This window comes from Mesorhizobium sp. ORS 3428 (assembly GCF_001854785.1).
In the GTDB taxonomy this organism is placed as follows: domain Bacteria; phylum Pseudomonadota; class Alphaproteobacteria; order Rhizobiales; family Rhizobiaceae; genus Mesorhizobium.
The window spans coordinates 34,284-51,395 of the sequence record NZ_MDFL01000129.1; the positions used below are offsets into that span (position 1 = coordinate 34,284).

Below are 17,112 nucleotides of genomic sequence, written 5' to 3' on the forward strand. Positions count from 1 at the left end.
GAACCCGACAGGGCCGCAGCGGTAGCGGAGGACCCGAGCGGGCGGCTTTTTTGAAGAGAAGCGGCGCGAGGAAGCCGCCGCAGGCGGCGGGGAAAAAAGTTGCCGGGGAGGGTTTCGGGCGGGCCGGAACCGCCCATAGGTCGAACAGCCAAGCGCAGTGGAATGGTGCCAGGCGACAGCAAAAAAGAGACGCCTGTGAGACGCGGTCGCTGGTGCCAAGTAGAGGTCAGGCAGCGGTGGGGCGGGGTTGCTTGGCTGCCGTGCCAACGCAATTGCCCAGGCGGCAAGCGCCAAATCAGACCAGCAGCCGGGTGCCGTTGCAGGTCAACAGGTGTTGGGCTCGCGCAGCAGATCAAGAAGGCATCGTCAGGCTGCCAATAGCTGCGCGTGTCGAGGCCTGACTGCCATGCCCCTCGACAATGGCGCTATGCGAAGAGGTCGCCAGCAGATGTCAAGGCCCCGTCTCCACATCAACGCTCACGCGTTGATCGGGCAAGCCGGCGCTTGGCCGACGCGGCGGAGGCGGCGGCCAGCAGGTCCGCCCAGCTGTCGGGTGGGTTGCCGCGTTTCCGCATTTTGYGGAACACGGCGTCAGCGTCTTTGGCGCGGTCATAGGCTCGCAGCGTTGTCTCGTCATTGACCCAGGCGAGGCCAGGCTCATCTAAGTTGCACAGCATCCCCGTTGCTCAGAAAAACCGTAATTGATATCTCCCGGGAACCGTCTCGGCCTCCCACAATGAGCAAAATAGGTTCGGGGCAACAATAGGCGCCGTCTGCGGCGATCGCTCTCATGGTCGACCGATCCTGCCCGCCGGGCACCGGTGGCATGCCAGGGTGCGAGTGCCATTCCCCGAGGTAATATTGGTTTTCTCGCCATCTTCTCTTCAGAAGCGCACCCAACCCGGCCGTCTTGCGCACGAATGTGTACCAGCCGAAAATTGAACCGCGTGGTTTGCCGGTGGCCTCCCGGATCACCGCGCGGCCTTCGTTGTCGATATGTCCGATGAGGATTCCACCGGTCTCGCGATCCTTGGCGGCTCGGGTGTTTGATAACATAAGGTCTAATGCGCCGGTCTCCACAATAACGCGAAACCTGGCGTCGGCAGACTGAGCCTGGATAGCAGCGTCAGCCATCGATGACCGTCACAGTCGTATCGTCCATAAGGCGATAGACTTTGCATTGCCGTCCTCGCGAGACGACAGCGTTTCTCACATATTTCGAGCCAATTGCCGCCCATAGCTGGATATCGTCCGCGCTCGCTGGAAACACCGGATGCCAACAACCGATACCCTCACGATTGGCTCCCTCCATTTCAGGTTTGAACATCAAATTCCGATCAAAGCGTTCCAACGCATCGTGTGCGGGGAACGCCACCTCTGAGGCAGAAAAGCAGAAGAACTGCTTGGCGCCCCACCCGATGGAAAGGCTGACAAACAGCTTTTCGCTCTGCSAATCGAATGCGGCCATGCTATGCAGGACCGCGTCGGAAGCTGTGCAATCGATCACGACATCATATTTGCAAAGCTCTTCCACGACACGGGCATCCGCCGGCGGGAAGGTGCTTTTGTACGCGGTCGCGACGATATCTGGCGCACAGTTTTTCAACCGAGCCGCGACTGCGTTCGCTTTGGCGTGACCACAGTCAGACAAACCAAGTGTGTGCCGACTGAGGTTGCCGACCTCCAGAAAGTCGCCGTCCAGTATGCCGAAATCGCGCACACCCATTCTTGCCAAGTTCTCGGCGACCGCACTGYCGATCGCCCCCGCGCCGATGACCAGGATACGTTGCGACCTGACCGCGTCCTCCGCCTCCCCGCGCGTGCGCAGTTGATCGCTGGCCCAGTTGGCGGTCCTCATCCATCGGATGCGATCATTGGAGGTAGCCCTGGTTGCGTCCCATATGGCCCGATTCTTCTCGACCGGACGGAAACCGTTCCTTTWCGCGGTGGCATCGGACAGTCCAATATCTTCAGCGGCGATCCAATGAACGCGCTGCGGTACCTGGCCAAGCCTCTCCGCAAACGGAAAGCCCAGAAGCAAACGGCTCGGGCTGTCGCGCTCCAGCACGCGTGATCGGGAACCCGCTCGCTGGAATATTTCGGCGAGCCCGATACCGTCGCTGTCCAACAACATCGACAATTCTTGCCAGGTAATCGGCGCTTGCCAGGGTTCAGCGACAGGCATTCTCGGCAACATCACCCAAACGGCGTCGACGGGCAGGTCAGATCCTTCCTGCTTGACGGCATCCTTTTTGAAAACCTGCCCATCGGCCGACAGATAGCTGATGACCTGCCGATATTTGATCGCGCCGCTGATAGCCTCGGTGACCGCGTAACCCCAGCTTCCGACCCGCGACAACCAGCCCGACAGGTCGCCAGTCGTTTCGTTAAAACCAAGTGTCGTTCCCGCCRCAGCGCCGAACGCGGGCAGCTCGACGGGGTCGCCAATTTCCATGAGCTTTCCCGATGCTGCGGCATCGATCCAGCTCAGGAGGCGCCCTACCCTCCATATGAGCCGTTCTGCCAATTCAGCGGGTTCGCCCGTTACAGCGTCCCTTTTGAACRCTGCCTCAGGTCGCTCGATACAAGGATTGCCCATTCTCCAAAGGCAGTCGGGTGGCCCGCGCAAATTGGCGGCTTGATGCGGAAAAGTGCAAGTGATCCCACCCTCGAGCGCCGGGAAGATCGTGATAGTCGGGCGAGGCGGCAGATCCTCTATCACCACATACCAGGAGCTCTCAGCCGGCATGAGGGAAGACGAATCTACCGAAAGGGCAGCGTTGAAGCCAAGCACCCAGCGGCGCTTGTTGTCCCGGAACCATCCCTTGGAGAGAGTGGTTCGGGGACAATTGTTGATTTCGTCGGAAAGTGACTGAAGCGGACGCGGAATGCTTTCAATCACGCGAAGCGGGCATCCTTTGGTTRCGCCGGGCGCGAAGGTTGGCTGAAGCCGACACGGTCACCGCCGTTGGGTCCTGGAAGCGGGAAGCGGCTTCCAAACAAACGTTGCCAAAGCTTTCCACTCTCTTGAGCGTCATCGCTGTCAAGAGCATCCCGTGCGATGGCGGCCGCGTTTCCGGCAGCCTTGTGGAAGGCCTGGAAATCCTCAACCGACAACCGCTTCAAAACGTTGTGCTCAGGCACGCCATGGTCGCTCAGGTTCGGCACTGTTGCGAGTTCGGCAGCCAAAGCCCATTGCGCGGTCATCTGTTCAAGAACCTGAACGACACCGGCGCCGACAGACGCGATGTTGTCCTGCAGGCTGTATCCGATCATATGCTCCAAAGGGTAGCCTTTGGGGTATTTGGGCAAGCTATCGCTGTTTGTCTGCCGCCACCATTTCAATGATCGCACGATATCGACATAGTGCCCGTTGCAGGCCCGGTTCTTCGATGCGGTCCACTGGATTTGAGCGAGCGGATGGGTTCTGCCCCACGATCCGACATCACGATCTGGCAGGAGCAGAGGATTGGGCTTCCATTCGGATGCAGGCGCGTCCTCCACCAGCGGCTGCGCTTTCTGGATACTTAGCGGATTGGGATTGCTGGGAACCCAATTCCGGTTCAGCCGCCAATCGGGCTGCTCCTCCAGAGTGGCCAACGAATTGACGGATTGCGATCGGTAAAGAYCCTCCATGACCTTGCGGGACTGCTGGTCCGGCGGCAGCGCGGTGACCACAAGGTCGATATCGACATATGACAGCTCGATGCCGAACGAACGTCCCTGCGGCCGCCACTTGTCGTTATAGAACTTGTCCAGGAACGGAATGAACCTGTTCATCGCCTTCGCCGGCGTTGTGCTGGTTGGGTCGATGGTGGTGACCACGACGACATCGACATCGGGCCGTTTATCTCCATGCGGCCTGATGGCGGTTGAGCGCCTTACGCTGCCCTGCAGGAACGTTGCGACGATCTGAGGCCCCAACTCATCGTCCTCCGCCAGGCGATTGCGCAAGGTGCTGGAGCCGACACGCCAGTCCTCCTTCTGCTTGTCGGTCGGCCGGATGGAAGTCAGGAATTCTCGAAATTGCGGTTTCAGTTCCATTATCATTTGATCCAAAAAGAGGGGTGATAGCTGCCGTCGACACGCTTGCCGAAGTCGAACTCATAAAGGACGCAGTGTCCGATTGCCTGGCGATGTTGGCCGAGGAAGAACGTGAAGGCGTTAGGCCCTGAGACAAAGATGTGGGTCTTGGCATCGACTGGCAGACRCAGTTTTCGCACCGCGTTTTCAGCGGCGTCAGCCAAGCTCGCGGCATGTTCCCCACCAATGATCGAACGCTGGCCGGGACCATCCTTCGGCACCAGATGGATTAGCCTGCCCACGTCTGGCAGGTTCTTTGCAACGTAATCACGAACATCGTGGAAGGCGTCCCGGGACAAGCTGACGATCAGGGCGRCATCCTTTCCCCGGCCAACGACCACGGTCTCGACAATGGGATCGGGGCCGTCTTTTCCATCGTCGGCCAGCCAAACGGAATGGTCGCTGCGGCCCTTTTGGACCAGTTCAACGGCTATCCCCGATTTGAGACCCAGGTGCGATCCCGCGAGAAATGCGATGGAGGCATGCGCATCGAGATGGAGCCGCACCGCCGTGTAACGCTTGGCCACTTCTTTCAGAAACTGCTCGACAGCGGGCTGCACGCCGCTCTGCCAATCGCCCCCGGCCTGCAAGTGGCGCTCATCAAAAAGATGCAGCAGCGACAAGGTGTCTTGGGGAGCCGCCTCCAATTCGTGGACCGRCATCACCGGGAACGACCGGATGGACACCGAGCGATACTTTTTGACTGATCCCTGGTCGAGCCATTGTTGCTCACGGCAAAGTGCTTCGAAGGATACCCGGTCAAACCGGTTTCTGTTTTGAACCTTGAGCGCCCGCGCGGCGGCGTCGTACTTGAAGCCGGCACTCTCACGGCAAGGCAGCAGCCCGACCACGCTGAAGCGAAGGTTAACCTCGTCGCGCAATTTCTCCAATGTGGTGAAGCCTGCGTCGATACGCAGGCCTGTCAAGACAGCCTTCAACTCATCATCAGTGGCGAGGTTCAGGTGGTCGCGCCAACATTTCCGAACCTTCCCGAACTTGCTGCGATCGCCCTTGCCATCGAACAAGCGGTTAAGCAGAAGCGAGCCGTCGATGGAACTCACGATCTTGTCGAGGGGATCGCCATCCCCGATCTTATCGATCGTGACCAGAGTGAATGCCGAATTGGCTGGGGCGACMTTCTTTGCATCTTGCAGGCGCTGGAGGAGCGAAAACGCCGTTGCGCCCAGGAATTCCGGCTTGGTGAGGTCCTCGTAGCCAAACCGGCCTGCTCCATCCATATGGAACTTTATCTGATGGTAATCGGCCGAAATGGGCGAGCCGGTGGGAGACTGGCGGCCTGGGTCGTATTTCACCACGACATCATCGAATGCCTTCGGGCCGTCTGCTTCATAGGTTACCTCGATCACGTAATGCTGGTCGGGATCCATGAGAGCCGAGGCCTTGATCCAAAAAAAGCGAGCCTGAAAATCATGCCCGCTCCAATTCGCCACGACTGCGTCCGCCAATTGCGATCCCTCCCAAGGYCCGCGCCACACGTATGTATTGGCAAGCGCGGCTTCAAGACGGATTTGTAGTGTCCAGCAGCAGTCCACAGACCTTTATTACAGAAAGACACTTTCGCTTATGAAGAACGCTCGACTAAACCCGGTTGCTTCTGGAAGTCGAGCAGGCGCTCCGGGGAGATTTCCACCTGAAAGGRCCAAAGCTGGAGACCGGCGCGGCGCGGCGCCATCGCAGGCACGTGCCGAGCGGTCCACGCGGCCGGGCTTGCGGACAAGCGGCGACGTCCGAAACGTCGCCGCTCGTCATGCAGGATCGTCATTCGGACACGAACAGCGGCCGGACCTTCGACCACTGATCGGCGGTGCGGAAACCACCGCGGTCGGTGTAGGATTCGACCGGGAATTTCAGCCAGCGCGGCAGCCAGCCGTCGATTTTCTGCCTGCCGTTTTCGCCGGCAAGCAAGTCGCGGATGATTGTCTTTTGCGTCTTCACCTTCTCCGAGGAATTGCCTTCGGCGACGTCACTGCCGCCGATATCCGCGAGCATTGCGTTGGCGACTTCCTTGTCGCGCAGCAGGTCGAAAAAGGCATCATCCGGCTGCCAGTAAATGCCCATGTTGACGTTGAGATAATTGCCGAGCTCCTCAACAACGGCGCTGCCCACGCTAAGTGTCTCAGCCATGACGAGGGCCAGAACACGCAGGACATCGTCATCGCAAAGCGTAAGCAGCCGGGCGAAGACGTTGGCCGTGGCGAAGTCGTCGCCATTGCCGCCGGCGACCGGACCATCCTCATCGATCGCGCCGATCAGGGCCAAGACCTCGCGTCGCTTGTCGGCGAAAACGGCTTCGGCCTTGCAGCTCGCGATGCTTGCGGCCACGGCCTCGTTGGCTGCGCGCTGCGGGTCAGGACGCACCTGCCAAAGGTTCGAACCCGTGATCGCGTGCGCCACTGTCAGTCGCAGCACAATGCTCGGATGATCGAGCAGCGCCGCGCGCACGGCGGCATGGCGATGCAGATCGACATAGTTCTGCATCGGTCCRCTGAGTTCGGGCCGCGACGGCTTGGCCGGTGGCCCGGCCTCCTCGCCAGYCTCGGCATTCGAACGGGCGCGGYGGGCGTCTTTGCGCGACAGGTAGCCCTCGTGAGCCTCGACCTCGCCGCGATGCGAGAGGGTGATGACGACCTTGCCGCCCTTTTTCTTCGGCGTTTTTTCGTAGTCCCATGAATGGAAATACTGGCCGGGTTCAAGCACGACCACCTCGGGCCAACCGGCCTCAAGATAGGCATTGCGCTTCGCCGTGATTGCCTCGTTCTGCTTCTGCCAAAACAAGTCGGCATCGGCAAAATAGCTCTCCTCGCCGAACAGGTCGCAGACGATCAGGCCGCCATAGTCCTCGATGGCGAAGATAGCCACTTTGGTGGAGATCGATTGGCCGCCGAACAGCCATTGCTTCAACTGGAAGCCGCGCGGCGCGCGCTGATCGGGATCGGAAAAGAGCGCCAGCCAGTCCTTCTGCTGCGCCTTGGAGGCCATGGTGAGATGGCGGACCGTCTCGGTGTCGATCTCCTCGCTGCGATAAGCTTCGCGGATTTTCGGCAACAGATCGCCGAGCGCCAGARTGCGCTTCACCTGATGCTCGGTGAGCCCGAAAGTGGCGGCAATGTCGGCAACGGTGCGCCCCCTCCTTGATGAGGCGCGTTAATGTTTCCCATTGCGAGACCTCATCGGAATCCAGGCGGGCGATGTTCTCGATCAGCGAGGCCTCTAACGCATTGGCGTCGTCACCATCCTCCATGATGGCGCATGGCAGCGGTTCGGCCTCGCCGCGCTCGTCGGCCACCGCTCTTGCCGCGAAATAACGCCGCCGCCCGGCGACGATTTCAAAGCTGTCCGGCGCGCCGTTGGGCCGCACAAGCAGCGGCACAAGCACGCCGCGCGCCCGCACGGATGGCAGGATATCGGAGATGTCGGGCGCGCGTTTGGAATGCCGCATGTTGATGGCTGAGACACTCAAATGGTCAATGGAAACGTGAGCGAGTTGCATTGGTCTTCTCTCCTTTGGCTGGTTGGGATTTGTCCCGCGAGGGCCGGAGGCCCGAGCGGCGGACACGGCTTTTGCGCCTTGTGGCGCACTTATTCCGCCCGGTCGGGCGGAAGCTTAGGAAGGGAAATCGAAAGAGCGGCAGCGGCTTGCCGCAAAAGCTGTTCGGCCTCGGTGATATGGCCGGCAGTGCGACTCGCTTCGGCATAGACCGACAGCGGAAACCGCGGCTTGAAGTACAGGTCCCGCTCGATGCCAAGGCCAAGCGGCCCCTTCACGGCTTGGAGTTCGGCAAGGCTCACGCTACCAAGCTCAGGGAAGCCGAAGCCGAGATCGCAAAGGCCGAACAGCGTGTCGCCGTCAGCGTCGAGTTCGGTCAGAAGCCAGGTCGCCGCGCCCACCGGATTGAACAGTTTGACGACCGGTACATGGTCGGTTTCGATCTCGGCGCCGTTGGCGAGCAGGCAGGCGCGCAATTCGTCGGTGATCAGGATCATGACAAAAACTCCTCGTCAAAACAGGTCGAGTTGGTTGCGCGCGGCCGCATCGGCGCTGCCATCAGCAGCGCCAGCCGATCACGCGCAGTGATCGGCTGGCCCCCCGGAACGAGCATCTGCTCGCCTTCCRGCGTCGGCTCGGTCTGCGCCGGAACGAAGTCGCGCGCGCTCATGCCGCGATGCCTTCCGGCCCCTCACCTCGCGCGTCAGCCCGAAAGCCAAGAAGGAAATCGGCGGCTTTCGAGGCAAGGCTGGCGGCGCGGAAAATGGCGCGGTTGTCCTCGCGCAACACCTCGAGCCAAGAGGCGATATAGTCGGCATGGCGCACGGTCGGCTCGATCCCGAGGCTCGAGCAGGTGAACGCAGCCGTCAGCTCGGCGATCAGTTCTTCGCGGGCGTAAGTCTTGCTACCGAATGAGCCGGAGAAGTCGCGCGCAAGTCGGGCCGGATGGCCAGTCCAGTGGCCTAGCTCGTGCAGAGCCGTGCGGTAATAGTTGATCTGCTCGAAGAAGGCCGGCTGCGGCGGCAGCTGGATGAAATCCGCGCTTGGCATATAGAAAGCGCGATCCCCACCGATGCGGATATCCGCGCCACTTGCACGCATGAGCGCTTCGGCTTGCGGGATGATATCGCGTTCGGGCAGCGGCTCAGGTTGACCGTAAAGGTGCTCCGGCAAGCCTTCGCACTGCGCGACATTGAAGACGTTGAAGCGCTTGAGGAAGGGTACCGCCTGCGGCTCAGCGTCTTCTTGCTTCGCGCGCTCCTTCTCGTCCTTCGGGACGAAACGGTCGGCATGGACAATCGTCGTGCCGTGCTCGCCCCTCCGGACATTGCCGCCAAGCGAAAGCGCCTGCCGGAAGGTCAGCCAGTTCTGGCCCGGGTAGCCGCGCTCGATCACCGCGCCCCACAGGATCAGGATGTTGATGCCGGAATAGCTGCGTCCGGTAGCGGCGTTCTTCGGCAGCCCAAGGCTCGCCCTCGCCCTGCCCCAAGGCTTGACCCAAGGCACCGAGCCCCGCTCCAGATCGGCAATGATGCGGTCGGTGATTTCGGAATAGAGGCTACGCTTAAGCGGCTCGCCCCTCTTCTCACCAACGTCTCCACGGACACTGCGTTTGCCGGTCTTGCGCATGATTAAATCTCCGCTCGCCAATCTCGCTGCGCCCTCCCCGGAAGCGGGGTGGGCGGCGAAAACGACCGGAAAGGCCCGCCGTCAGAGGTGGCCGGCATCCGCAGGACCGCAACGCCAGTGGAGGACCCGGAGCGGAACGCGAAGGGTTGCGGGCCGCCGCGGCAGGCCTAGAAGGGAGAGTTGCCCACACCGCGCCGCCGGGAAGGCCAACCCAAAAAGACAGCGCCGCACGAAAGGGCGGCGGCCGTCGCAGCCCGCAAGGGCTGCACGCGCCAGGGGGCGAAGCCTCAATGGCCGAGACCGCCTGAGCCCGGCGAAGAAAAGCGGGCTCGGTTCACGAGCACCCGGTGCACGCCGTCAGGCGTGCAGGCGCCCAGCCAGTCCAAATCGCACGTATGCCAAACAAGAGGCGGTCCAGGGGCCGGCTGCCCGAGCCTATTTTGGCGGCCTGATCAGTTCGCAAGGGTCAACGTTAAGTGCTTTTGCCAGCCTACCAAGCACCGATACGCTTGCGGAGACACGACCCCGCTCGATCGAGCCCACGTAGCGCATGCTGAGCTCTGCGCGGGCTGCCAATTCTTCCTGCGTCAGGTCCTGATCATGGCGCACACGACGCATATTGATGGCCATAACCTCCTTGAGGTCCATGGCCAGATACGGACCAGAACTGGAACTATCGTTCTAGGAATGATCGTTCCTATTCGATATAGTGAGGCAATCATCCGGAGTCGGAACGCTGAACCTTGCAGCCAGAACGAAATTGAAAAAATCAGATCACACAAAACGCCCAAAAGCCGCAGCTCTTGCGAGAGAGCCAGGCTGGCCGCATGACGACGCACTCCTCAGGCCTCTGGATTCAGCAAATCGGCTGGCTCAACCTCAAGGACCTTCGCCAGTTTTGCGACGGTGTCGATGCTCGCGGCGTAGACGCAGCGCTCAAGGGCACTCACATAGGTGCGGTCTACGCCAGCGTCGTGCGCGAGCGCTTCTTGCGACAGCTTCTTTCGCTGTCGGAACCTACGGAGGTTGCGGGCGAAGACCTCTCGAATTTCCATGCAAGGGAAGCCACCCGCTTGCAGAGGATTTCACCACGGAGTATACTCTACAAACTAAACCAAGCTTTCTTCCGTTCTGTCGTCGCCAACCATGAAGAAAAGCATTTGCCGCAATTTTATCGAGACCTAATTAACGATCATGACTTGCGACATAAAGATGAACGAAGAAGTAGCCGACGAAGTCCCTTGCTCAGAACGGTTGACCGCTTACGACCATGAGCACTTCRCAATCTATTTGAGGCTGATTGATGCGTGCGCCGATAGCGCTAGCGAAAATGAGATGGCCTCTACTATCTTGGGGATCGACCCTGCGCAGGAGCCGGAGCGCGCAGAGAAAGCGGTTCGCAGTCATCTCGCGCGTGCGCACTGGCTCATATCAAGCGGATACAAGGAGCTGTTTTGAGGCCAAGCCTGAAGCCRGTTCTCCTACAGCAGAGATTGCTTATACCCGCCATTCATGAGCAATCGGCCGCGTTTTATGGCTCGACGCACCATATCCCGAAGATGGTCCCGGGGATCACCCCAATCCCGCTCTACGCGTGAGGTCCCATAGACGGCGGCCGCGATCTCGCGATGCGGTGCGCCGGCGATTGACGCGTCAAGCGCATGGAGCACGTCCCGAAGCCGGGAGCGCCGTGGCTCAGCCGGATAGAACCTTGCTGGCAGTCTTCCGCCGGACCGCAGACCGTTCAAACACTCCAAACCGTATAGGCGCGTCTTCACTTCCTCAGAAGGCCAGAGGACGGTCGAGCTCAATCGCACAGGTTTGCGCAGGCTCGCGCCCAAGACTGTAAGCTGCAAAGTCCTGCCACGTTCCTCGAAGAGCACGTGCTGACGCCCATCCGCTGTAACCAGAATGGAAACGCGGCAAGATATCGTCGCAAGATCTAGAACAATGTCGCCCGTGCCCGCGGCGCGTTGCGCCATGACGGGCAAAACGTGTTGGCATTGGCGAGGGCACCAGAACACGGCTGCGTCACTTCCAATCGAACTTGCAAAACAAAAGCCCCCAGCGCGAAAGATCGACAGACTTGGGCAGCCTGATGGTAGAATCTCCGGAGTCTGTCTGCGTACATCTGGCGCGATGCACGATGGGTGCCAAATCATTCTGGAAGTCAGGATTGCGCCGCAGAAACTCCCAAGCCCATCCGCGGGCAGTTAGCTGCGCCGTGTAGTCGTAAGTGCTAGTATCCTGCCAGTCAGGCCAGGCAACCCCATGTGCTGGCTCGTCCGTCGTACCATTTCCGTGTGCCATGGGATCGCCGCCCGGTCATGCGTTCTTCATGACCGGCGCCCACAGCACCGGGCCTTTGATGCCGCCGTTGCGGCGGACGGCTTCCAGGCTGGCGCTCGAAACCTCGAGATAGCCGGCGATAGCGCGCGTGTTGCCGATTGTCTGCGGATCCGACAGGCGTTCCAGCGGCCAGCCGGCGCGACGCAGGATCCGCTCGATGCGCAAATCGGTCACAGTTACGATGCTCTTCAGGTTGAGAGAGAGGCCAAACTCGATCATGCCGGCGAAAAGCTCGTATGTACCGACGGCGATTCCGCCTTGTTTCGGAGCGGAGGACGGGGGATCGAGCGCGAAGCGGCTGCTTTCCCAAATTCGAACATCTTCTGGTGTCGGCTGGTCGCCGAGGAGGATGGAAAAGCTGTCGCGCAACATTGTCGGTCCAGTCGTGGGCAGCAGGCGCACACAGCCGTCAACTCGTTCGGCCGTCGACCRCAGAAGCAAGTAGTGGGGATAAAGGGAATCGTAGGAATCGACCTCCAGCCCCTCGCTGACGGCGACCTCCCATCCGAGCCGGTCGCGGAAGACACGATGCCGCAAGCKGTGCATCTGCTCCAGCTCTTCTGTAAACTCGGCGTACGAATGGGGCGTTATCAACTGCATCATGGCGGCCTACTCCCTCGCATGGAAAACAGTTGCGATTGGAGATGAAGGCGGGCCCGCTTTCAGCCTGTGCGTGTATACAGGTTGAGCTGGTTGTCAGTTGAAGTCCCAAGGCCGGGAAAGARCCAAAAGAACGGCTGCCTGAGTGACGGTGCGGACGCCAAGTTTCTTCCGGGCGTTGTCACGATGGAAAGCGGCTGTGCGTTCTGTGATGCCAAGGATACGACCGATCTCCCAGGCCGACTTGCCTTCGGCCGCCCACCTGAGACATTCGATCTCGCGTCGGGACAGGGAAACGCCATCGACCATCCGACCGCCGGCGAGCCTAAGCCGGGCATGCAGATGGAAGAAGATGGCGATGAGCTGCAGCGCGCTTTGATAACGTTCGATGGCACGGAAGAACAAAGACGGTCGTTCATCCGATGCGAAGGTAAGTGCCGCAAACCGGCCGYGATTGTCGTGGATCGGGACGGTGAAGCCGCTGCGAATGCCGAATTGCGTTGCCTCCTGCATCAGCTGTTGTTGCGGAAGCGAAAGGTCAAGACCGCAATCCTTTGYATGCCAACTGAATGTTTCGACACTTGAGCGTGCCCGCAAGATCACCGGGTCGACCTTCTCGTACTCACTGTCGAAATAGTGGGCTGTCCAAGGATTCGGGTAAGTGGAAATCAGGTTGGTGCGACCGCCCGAGATCAGCGACGGGGACAGATAGGCAAAGAACGGTAAATCGAGCGAGGACGCCGTTTCAGCCAATGTACTGTGCAGGTCAGTCAGATCGGCGCTTCTCGCAAGTCTCTCCGCAAAAGTTTGGAAGACGTCTTGCATTGTCAAACTACCYGCCACTGTTTACTGGGGCACACGCTGGGCGAGCACCCGAGCAGGTATCAATGACAAGGCACTTGGCCACAGTATGCTGCAACGACCCCGCCCTCTGCTTAAGGTCGGGTTCGCCGAGAAACGATGCACRGATGAACCAGCCGGATCACAAAGACTTCCTTGGAGACTTGTGACCCTGCTCATCCTAATTTTTGCTCGATAGCATCCAGAGCCGCTGAGGTGAGGCCGCTTGATGGAAGGAGTCAGCCAATCAAGCGCCCGGCAGGAGGTAAAGCTCACTGCCGGGCTGATGCGCCTTGGGAGGAGGCGTAAGTCGCACATCGCGAACGCAAACCGTCGGCGTCATGGCTTAAGGCTCAAAGATGTCGATGCTTAGCTAGTGTTCCGGAGAAACCAGCAAAGGAATAATAGCTGTTTCCCTGCGCTGAATTCCGTCAATGCGGACAGCAGTGGTTGAGAATTCTGCGCGCAAGTCCTYACAAACGCAGTGAATTGGCCTGAGCGGGAAATTAGAAGGATCGGTCAAGCGCAGCGAATCTGACGCAGCTGCACACTTTCCCGCGGCTGACTGCTTTGATCTCTCATACCAAACTGTCCCCTGGGCGAGCTTGCCGCGGCCCTCCCATCCCATTTTGTTAAGAAGCAGACTGAGCTAGGCCGTCGCGAGGAATCTGAGCCGAAGGCGCTCCCGCGACGCTCCCGGACGGATCTCTGGGTTAAATGCCCCCGAGCAGCGCCAGGCAAAACCTGCACTCTTGCCTTTCAAGAATGTCAGATCCGCTGTCCGTCTCGAACGAGTTCGTCCATCACGCTTCGAACGGCGTTCTCAGAGATTGCAACTATCTCTTCCGCCTCGGCTTTGGTGATGACAAGAGGCGGGGAAAACCCCAGAATGTCTCCATGTGGCATGGCGCGGGCGATGAGGCCATGAGCACGGGCTGCCTTGGCTATTCTTGCCCCGACTTTGAGAGCCGGATCGAAACGCTTCTTGCCGTCGCGGTCGGCAACGAACTCGATTGCCCCCATGAGTCCAACACCGCGCACTTCACCTACGATGGGCAGTTGCGCGAATTTCTCCTTGAGTTGCTCCTRAAAAAAAGCGCCAACGTCGCGAGCGTTGCCAGGGAGGTCTTCCTTCTCGACGATATCCAGGACCGCGTTCRCCGCTGCCGCCCCGATCGGGTGACCGGAATAGGTATAGCCGTGAGAGAACGCGCCGACTCTGTCGGCCCCATCCTCCAAAACCTCATAGACTTTCTGCCCAACGATGGCAGCAGACAGGGGGAAGTATGCCGAGGTGAGACCTTTTGCGATCGTAATCAGGTCAGGCTCGATGTGATAGTGCTGCGAGCCGAACATCGAGCCCGTACGGCCGAAGCCTGTGATCACTTCGTCTGCAATCAGAAGTACATCGTGTTTTTTTAGAACTGCCTGAACAGCTTCCCAATAGCCTTCAGGCGGTGGCGTGATGCCGCCTGTGCCGAGTACCGGCTCGCCAATGAATGCGCCAACATTGTCAGCGCCGAGACGTTCGATCAGTTGGTCAAGTTCCCTGGCACGCCGGGTGGAGAATTCGCGCTCGGTTTCGCCGGGATTCGCGCCCCAGTAGTGGTGCGGCGCCCCTGTATGCTCAACCTGCGGCAACGGTAGATCCATGTGGTCGTGGTAGAAGCTCATGCCCGTCATYGAGCCTGATACGACGCTGCACCCGTGATAGCCTCTTTCCCGTGAAATGATCTTCTTTTTATTCGGCTTACCCCTGAGATTGTTGTAGTACCAGACGAGCTTCGCCTGGGTCTCATTGGCGTCAGATCCGGACATCCCGTAGAAGACCTTGCTCATCTTGCCCGGGGCCATCTTGACGAGCCGGTCGGAAAGAATGGCGAGCTCGTCCGTAGTGTGAGCGGCGTACGAGTGATAGTAGGCCAAGCGAAAAGCTTRCCGCGAGATCGCCTCGGCCACCTCGGTGCGGCCGTAGCCGACATTCACGCAATAAAGTCCGGCGAAACCGTCGATTAGCTGATTGCCATACGCGTCCTGAATGCGAATGCCTTTGCCCGTTTCGATGATGGAGGGCTCGCCGAGCTTGCCGGTTGCAAAATCCTTCAACTGGGTGAAAGGATGCAAGACAGAGGCTCTGTCCTTTTCGATAATCTCTTTGATATTGATACTCATCACTACCTCTCAAGCGGCAATATTCCCGATGCAGACGTATTTCGGTTCCATATATTCGGACAGGCCATGCTTTGACCCTTCTCGCCCAAGACCGGACTGTTTCCATCCCCCGAAGGGGATCGGCGCCCCAGTGAATTTGGGAGTGTTCACAGCGACCATGCCGTACTCGAGCCGGTCGGTAAGTCTCATCGCCCGGTTGATGTCCCGGGTATAGACATAGGCCGCAAGGCCCATTTCAGAATTGTTGGCACGAGCGAGAACCTCGTCTTCGTGTTCGAAGGGTAGGATCGCAGCAACGGGGCCGAAGGTTTCTTCCCTGGCGATCAACATATCGTCAGACACATCGGYCAGCACGGTCGGCGTCACGAAGTTGCCACCCAGCGGATTATCCTGACTACCCGCAGCTATGCGAGCGCCGGCCGAAATTGCCTGCGCGATCTGTTGACGGCATTTCTCGGCGACAGACGGCCGCGTCATCGGGCCTATGTCCGTACCCTCTTCGAGACCATGCCCGACCTTGAGCTCGGCGGTCGCCTCTGCGAAACCCTGTACGAACTGGTCATAGATGCCGCGCTGGACGTAAATGCGGTTAGCGGCCAGGCAATCTTGGCCCGATGTGGCAAATTTCGCACCAAGGCAGCCAGCGATAGCCGCGTCTATTGGAGCGTCGTCAAAGAGCAGGAATGGGGCGTGGCCCCCAAGCTCCATTGAAGCCTTTTTGACCGTCTTTGCAGACAGCCCCAACAGAAGCCGGCCCACCTCAGTCGAACCAGTGAACGAAAAGGCACGAACTTCAGTCCGCTCAAGCAGCCGCCTGGCAAGGGGCGGAGCCTCGCCGGTTATCACTTGGAACACTCCGGCCGGAATGCCTGCTTCCTCGGCAAGACGCGCCAGTGCGAGCGCCGACAGTGGCGTCTCGGGGGCTGGCTTGACAATGATTGTGCACCCGGCCGCAAGAGCCGCTCCGGCCTTGCGAGTGATCATTGCAGACGGAAAATTCCACGGGGTGATGGCAGCGGTCACGCCGACAGGCTGCATGCGCACCGACAAACGACTTCCCGTCAGATGACTTGGAATCGTCTCGCCGTAGGCTCTTTCGCCCTCCGAAGCAAACCAGTCGAAGAAATTGGCGCCATAGAAAATCTCACCCTTGGCCTCCGCAAGCGGCTTGCCCTGCTCGGCCGTCATGATGACGGCCAGGTCATCGGCGTTGGCGCGCATGGCGGCCGCCCATGACCGCAATATGGCAGCACGCTCTGCAGGCAGCCTGTCGCGCCAGATGAAGAAGGCATCTTGCGCAGCCTTTACGGCAAAGTCGACGTCGGCATCACTGCAAGCGGCTACGTCGATCAGTCGCTCACCAGTGGCTGGGTCAACGACTTCGAGCGCTCGGCTTTTTTCACGCCACTGACCGCCGACGAATGCGCGATATTCAAGCAGATCGGCGCGCTTGAGTTTCCCGAGTGCGGATAGGGCAATGCCCTTCATATTCGATCTCTCTATCGTAATTAAGCACTAGACTAAGGCGGAGGAGCGAGCGGTTCGACCAGAATACGCCTCAGTTAAGCTTATATCCTTCGATCATTCCGGATTTACGCAGGAGTTCACACGAGGTGACGGTCTTTTGGGTTTTTGCAGTCCTTCCGCAAACAGCGATTTCTGATGYGCAGATCGTGCGGATGGAGGCTCGCCACGGGAGCAGTGAATCACGCTCCAAAACAACGGCGCCGGCGCTTCAACTGCCTGCTAACGCCAGAAGCGAAACGCCGGCCTCCTCCCAAGTGGTTGTCTRCAATGGCCAAGGGTGCTGTGGCTAAGCTGGTCATATCCGACATATCGCGCCTAGCTGGTTTCCGTCCACAAACGCACCAGTTTGTCGCCTCGAGAACAATGGGCTTCGGCTGTACTGCGCTGCACGCGCTCCGGGAAAA

General features: G+C 59.7%; 18 protein-coding genes and 1 pseudogene. 1 reads left to right on the plus strand and 18 read right to left on the minus strand.

The genetic code is table 11. The features are described 5' to 3' along the window. Window positions 1-470: 470 nt before the first annotated feature. The 12 genes and pseudogenes from ORS3428_RS31745 to ORS3428_RS22095 all read right to left on the minus strand — a co-directional run bounded on the left by ORS3428_RS31745 (window position 471) and on the right by ORS3428_RS22095 (window position 10,275). Window positions 471-677, minus strand: a complete 207-nt coding sequence (locus ORS3428_RS31745) for a type II toxin-antitoxin system YhaV family toxin (protein ID WP_108723127.1) — start codon at window positions 675-677, stop codon at window positions 471-473. Beyond that, window positions 658-1,134 (minus strand): Mov34/MPN/PAD-1 family protein, encoded by a 477-nt coding sequence (locus tag ORS3428_RS22055; protein WP_071100418.1) that lies wholly within the window; start codon window positions 1,132-1,134, stop codon window positions 658-660. Before ORS3428_RS22055 ends, ORS3428_RS31745 begins: the two co-directional genes overlap by 20 nt. Further along, a complete protein-coding gene (locus ORS3428_RS22060; RefSeq protein ID WP_157895981.1) occupies window positions 1,127-2,455 on the minus strand; it encodes a ThiF family adenylyltransferase in 1,329 nt (442 codons plus the stop codon). Before ORS3428_RS22060 ends, ORS3428_RS22055 begins: the two co-directional genes overlap by 8 nt. Before the next feature lie 443 nt (window positions 2,456-2,898). Next, window positions 2,899-4,044 (minus strand): SMODS domain-containing nucleotidyltransferase, encoded by a 1,146-nt coding sequence (locus ORS3428_RS22065; protein WP_071100419.1) that lies wholly within the window; start codon window positions 4,042-4,044, stop codon window positions 2,899-2,901. Between the two features lie 2 nt (window positions 4,045-4,046). Next, complete coding sequence (locus ORS3428_RS22070; protein WP_071100420.1) at window positions 4,047-5,549, minus strand: SAVED domain-containing protein; 1,503 nt, start codon at window positions 5,547-5,549, stop codon at window positions 4,047-4,049. 313 nt (window positions 5,550-5,862) lie between these two features. Beyond that, the gene (locus ORS3428_RS22075; RefSeq protein ID WP_244508061.1) at window positions 5,863-7,179 is read right to left on the minus strand and encodes a chromosome partitioning protein ParB; all 1,317 of its coding nucleotides are present in this window, start codon (window positions 7,177-7,179) and stop codon (window positions 5,863-5,865) included. 172 nt (window positions 7,180-7,351) lie between these two features. After that, window positions 7,352-7,594 (minus strand): annotated as a pseudogene (locus ORS3428_RS34095) (ParB/RepB/Spo0J family partition protein); the annotation flags it as partial. An 89-nt stretch (window positions 7,595-7,683) separates the two neighbouring features. Next, the gene (locus ORS3428_RS22080) at window positions 7,684-8,088 is read right to left on the minus strand and encodes a DUF2958 domain-containing protein (protein WP_071100421.1); all 405 of its coding nucleotides are present in this window, start codon (window positions 8,086-8,088) and stop codon (window positions 7,684-7,686) included. Next, a complete protein-coding gene (locus ORS3428_RS33380; protein WP_157895982.1) occupies window positions 8,085-8,261 on the minus strand; it encodes a hypothetical protein in 177 nt (58 codons plus the stop codon). Before ORS3428_RS33380 ends, ORS3428_RS22080 begins: the two co-directional genes overlap by 4 nt. Further along, complete coding sequence (locus tag ORS3428_RS22085; RefSeq protein ID WP_071100422.1) at window positions 8,258-9,220, minus strand: ArdC family protein; 963 nt, start codon at window positions 9,218-9,220, stop codon at window positions 8,258-8,260. The genes ORS3428_RS33380 and ORS3428_RS22085 overlap by 4 nt, the downstream gene beginning before the upstream one ends. Window positions 9,221-9,655: 435 nt before the next feature. Continuing rightward, window positions 9,656-9,868: a helix-turn-helix domain-containing protein gene (locus tag ORS3428_RS22090; RefSeq protein WP_071100423.1), complete on the minus strand. Its 213-nt coding sequence runs from the start codon at window positions 9,866-9,868 to the stop codon at window positions 9,656-9,658. 194 nt (window positions 9,869-10,062) lie between these two features. Further along, window positions 10,063-10,275: a helix-turn-helix domain-containing protein gene (locus tag ORS3428_RS22095; protein ID WP_071100424.1), complete on the minus strand. Its 213-nt coding sequence runs from the start codon at window positions 10,273-10,275 to the stop codon at window positions 10,063-10,065. Between the two features lie 157 nt (window positions 10,276-10,432). Here ORS3428_RS22095 and ORS3428_RS22100 point away from each other — a divergent pair, with 157 nt between their 5' ends. Next, window positions 10,433-10,678, plus strand: coding sequence for a DNA -binding domain-containing protein (locus tag ORS3428_RS22100; protein ID WP_071100441.1), 246 nt, complete (start codon window positions 10,433-10,435; stop codon window positions 10,676-10,678). 23 nt (window positions 10,679-10,701) lie between these two features. On the opposite strand, the gene ORS3428_RS22105 is transcribed toward ORS3428_RS22100, so the two are convergent. The 6 genes from ORS3428_RS22105 to ORS3428_RS22125 form a co-directional block, all read right to left on the minus strand. After that, window positions 10,702-11,202 carry a DUF2285 domain-containing protein gene (locus ORS3428_RS22105; protein WP_108723128.1) on the minus strand — a complete coding sequence of 167 codons (501 nt, stop codon included), beginning with the start codon at window positions 11,200-11,202 and terminating at the stop codon, window positions 10,702-10,704. 49 nt (window positions 11,203-11,251) lie between these two features. Beyond that, on the minus strand, window positions 11,252-11,530 hold the full coding sequence (locus tag ORS3428_RS34460; RefSeq protein ID WP_443136869.1) for a transcriptional regulator domain-containing protein: 279 nt from the start codon (window positions 11,528-11,530) through the stop codon (window positions 11,252-11,254). A gap of 15 nt (window positions 11,531-11,545) precedes the next feature. Then, on the minus strand, window positions 11,546-12,172 hold the full coding sequence (locus ORS3428_RS22110; RefSeq protein WP_071100425.1) for an acyl-homoserine-lactone synthase: 627 nt from the start codon (window positions 12,170-12,172) through the stop codon (window positions 11,546-11,548). A gap of 93 nt (window positions 12,173-12,265) precedes the next feature. After that, entirely contained in the window at window positions 12,266-12,994 is a 729-nt protein-coding gene (locus ORS3428_RS22115) for a LuxR family transcriptional regulator (protein ID WP_071100426.1), read from the minus strand. Window positions 12,995-13,777: 783 nt separating this feature from the next. Further along, complete coding sequence (locus ORS3428_RS22120; protein ID WP_071100427.1) at window positions 13,778-15,181, minus strand: aspartate aminotransferase family protein; 1,404 nt, start codon at window positions 15,179-15,181, stop codon at window positions 13,778-13,780. A gap of 9 nt (window positions 15,182-15,190) precedes the next feature. Next, window positions 15,191-16,669 (minus strand): NAD-dependent succinate-semialdehyde dehydrogenase, encoded by a 1,479-nt coding sequence (locus tag ORS3428_RS22125; RefSeq protein WP_071100428.1) that lies wholly within the window; start codon window positions 16,667-16,669, stop codon window positions 15,191-15,193. Between the last annotated feature and the right edge of the window lie 443 nt (window positions 16,670-17,112).

Coding starts and splice junctions, on each gene's coding strand:
- ORS3428_RS22105 (WP_108723128.1), bottom strand. CDS start 11,202: ATGGCGCAACGCGCCGCGGGCACGGGCGACATTGTTCTAGATCTTGCG.
- ORS3428_RS34460 (WP_443136869.1), bottom strand. CDS start 11,530: ATGGCACACGGAAATGGTACGACGGACGAGCCAGCACATGGGGTTGCC.
- ORS3428_RS22055 (WP_071100418.1), bottom strand. CDS start 1,134: ATGGCTGACGCTGCTATCCAGGCTCAGTCTGCCGACGCCAGGTTTCGC.
- ORS3428_RS22090 (WP_071100423.1), bottom strand. CDS start 9,868: ATGGACCTCAAGGAGGTTATGGCCATCAATATGCGTCGTGTGCGCCAT.
- ORS3428_RS22095 (WP_071100424.1), bottom strand. CDS start 10,275: ATGGAAATTCGAGAGGTCTTCGCCCGCAACCTCCGTAGGTTCCGACAG.
- ORS3428_RS22080 (WP_071100421.1), bottom strand. CDS start 8,088: ATGATCCTGATCACCGACGAATTGCGCGCCTGCCTGCTCGCCAACGGC.
- ORS3428_RS22085 (WP_071100422.1), bottom strand. CDS start 9,220: ATGCGCAAGACCGGCAAACGCAGTGTCCGTGGAGACGTTGGTGAGAAG.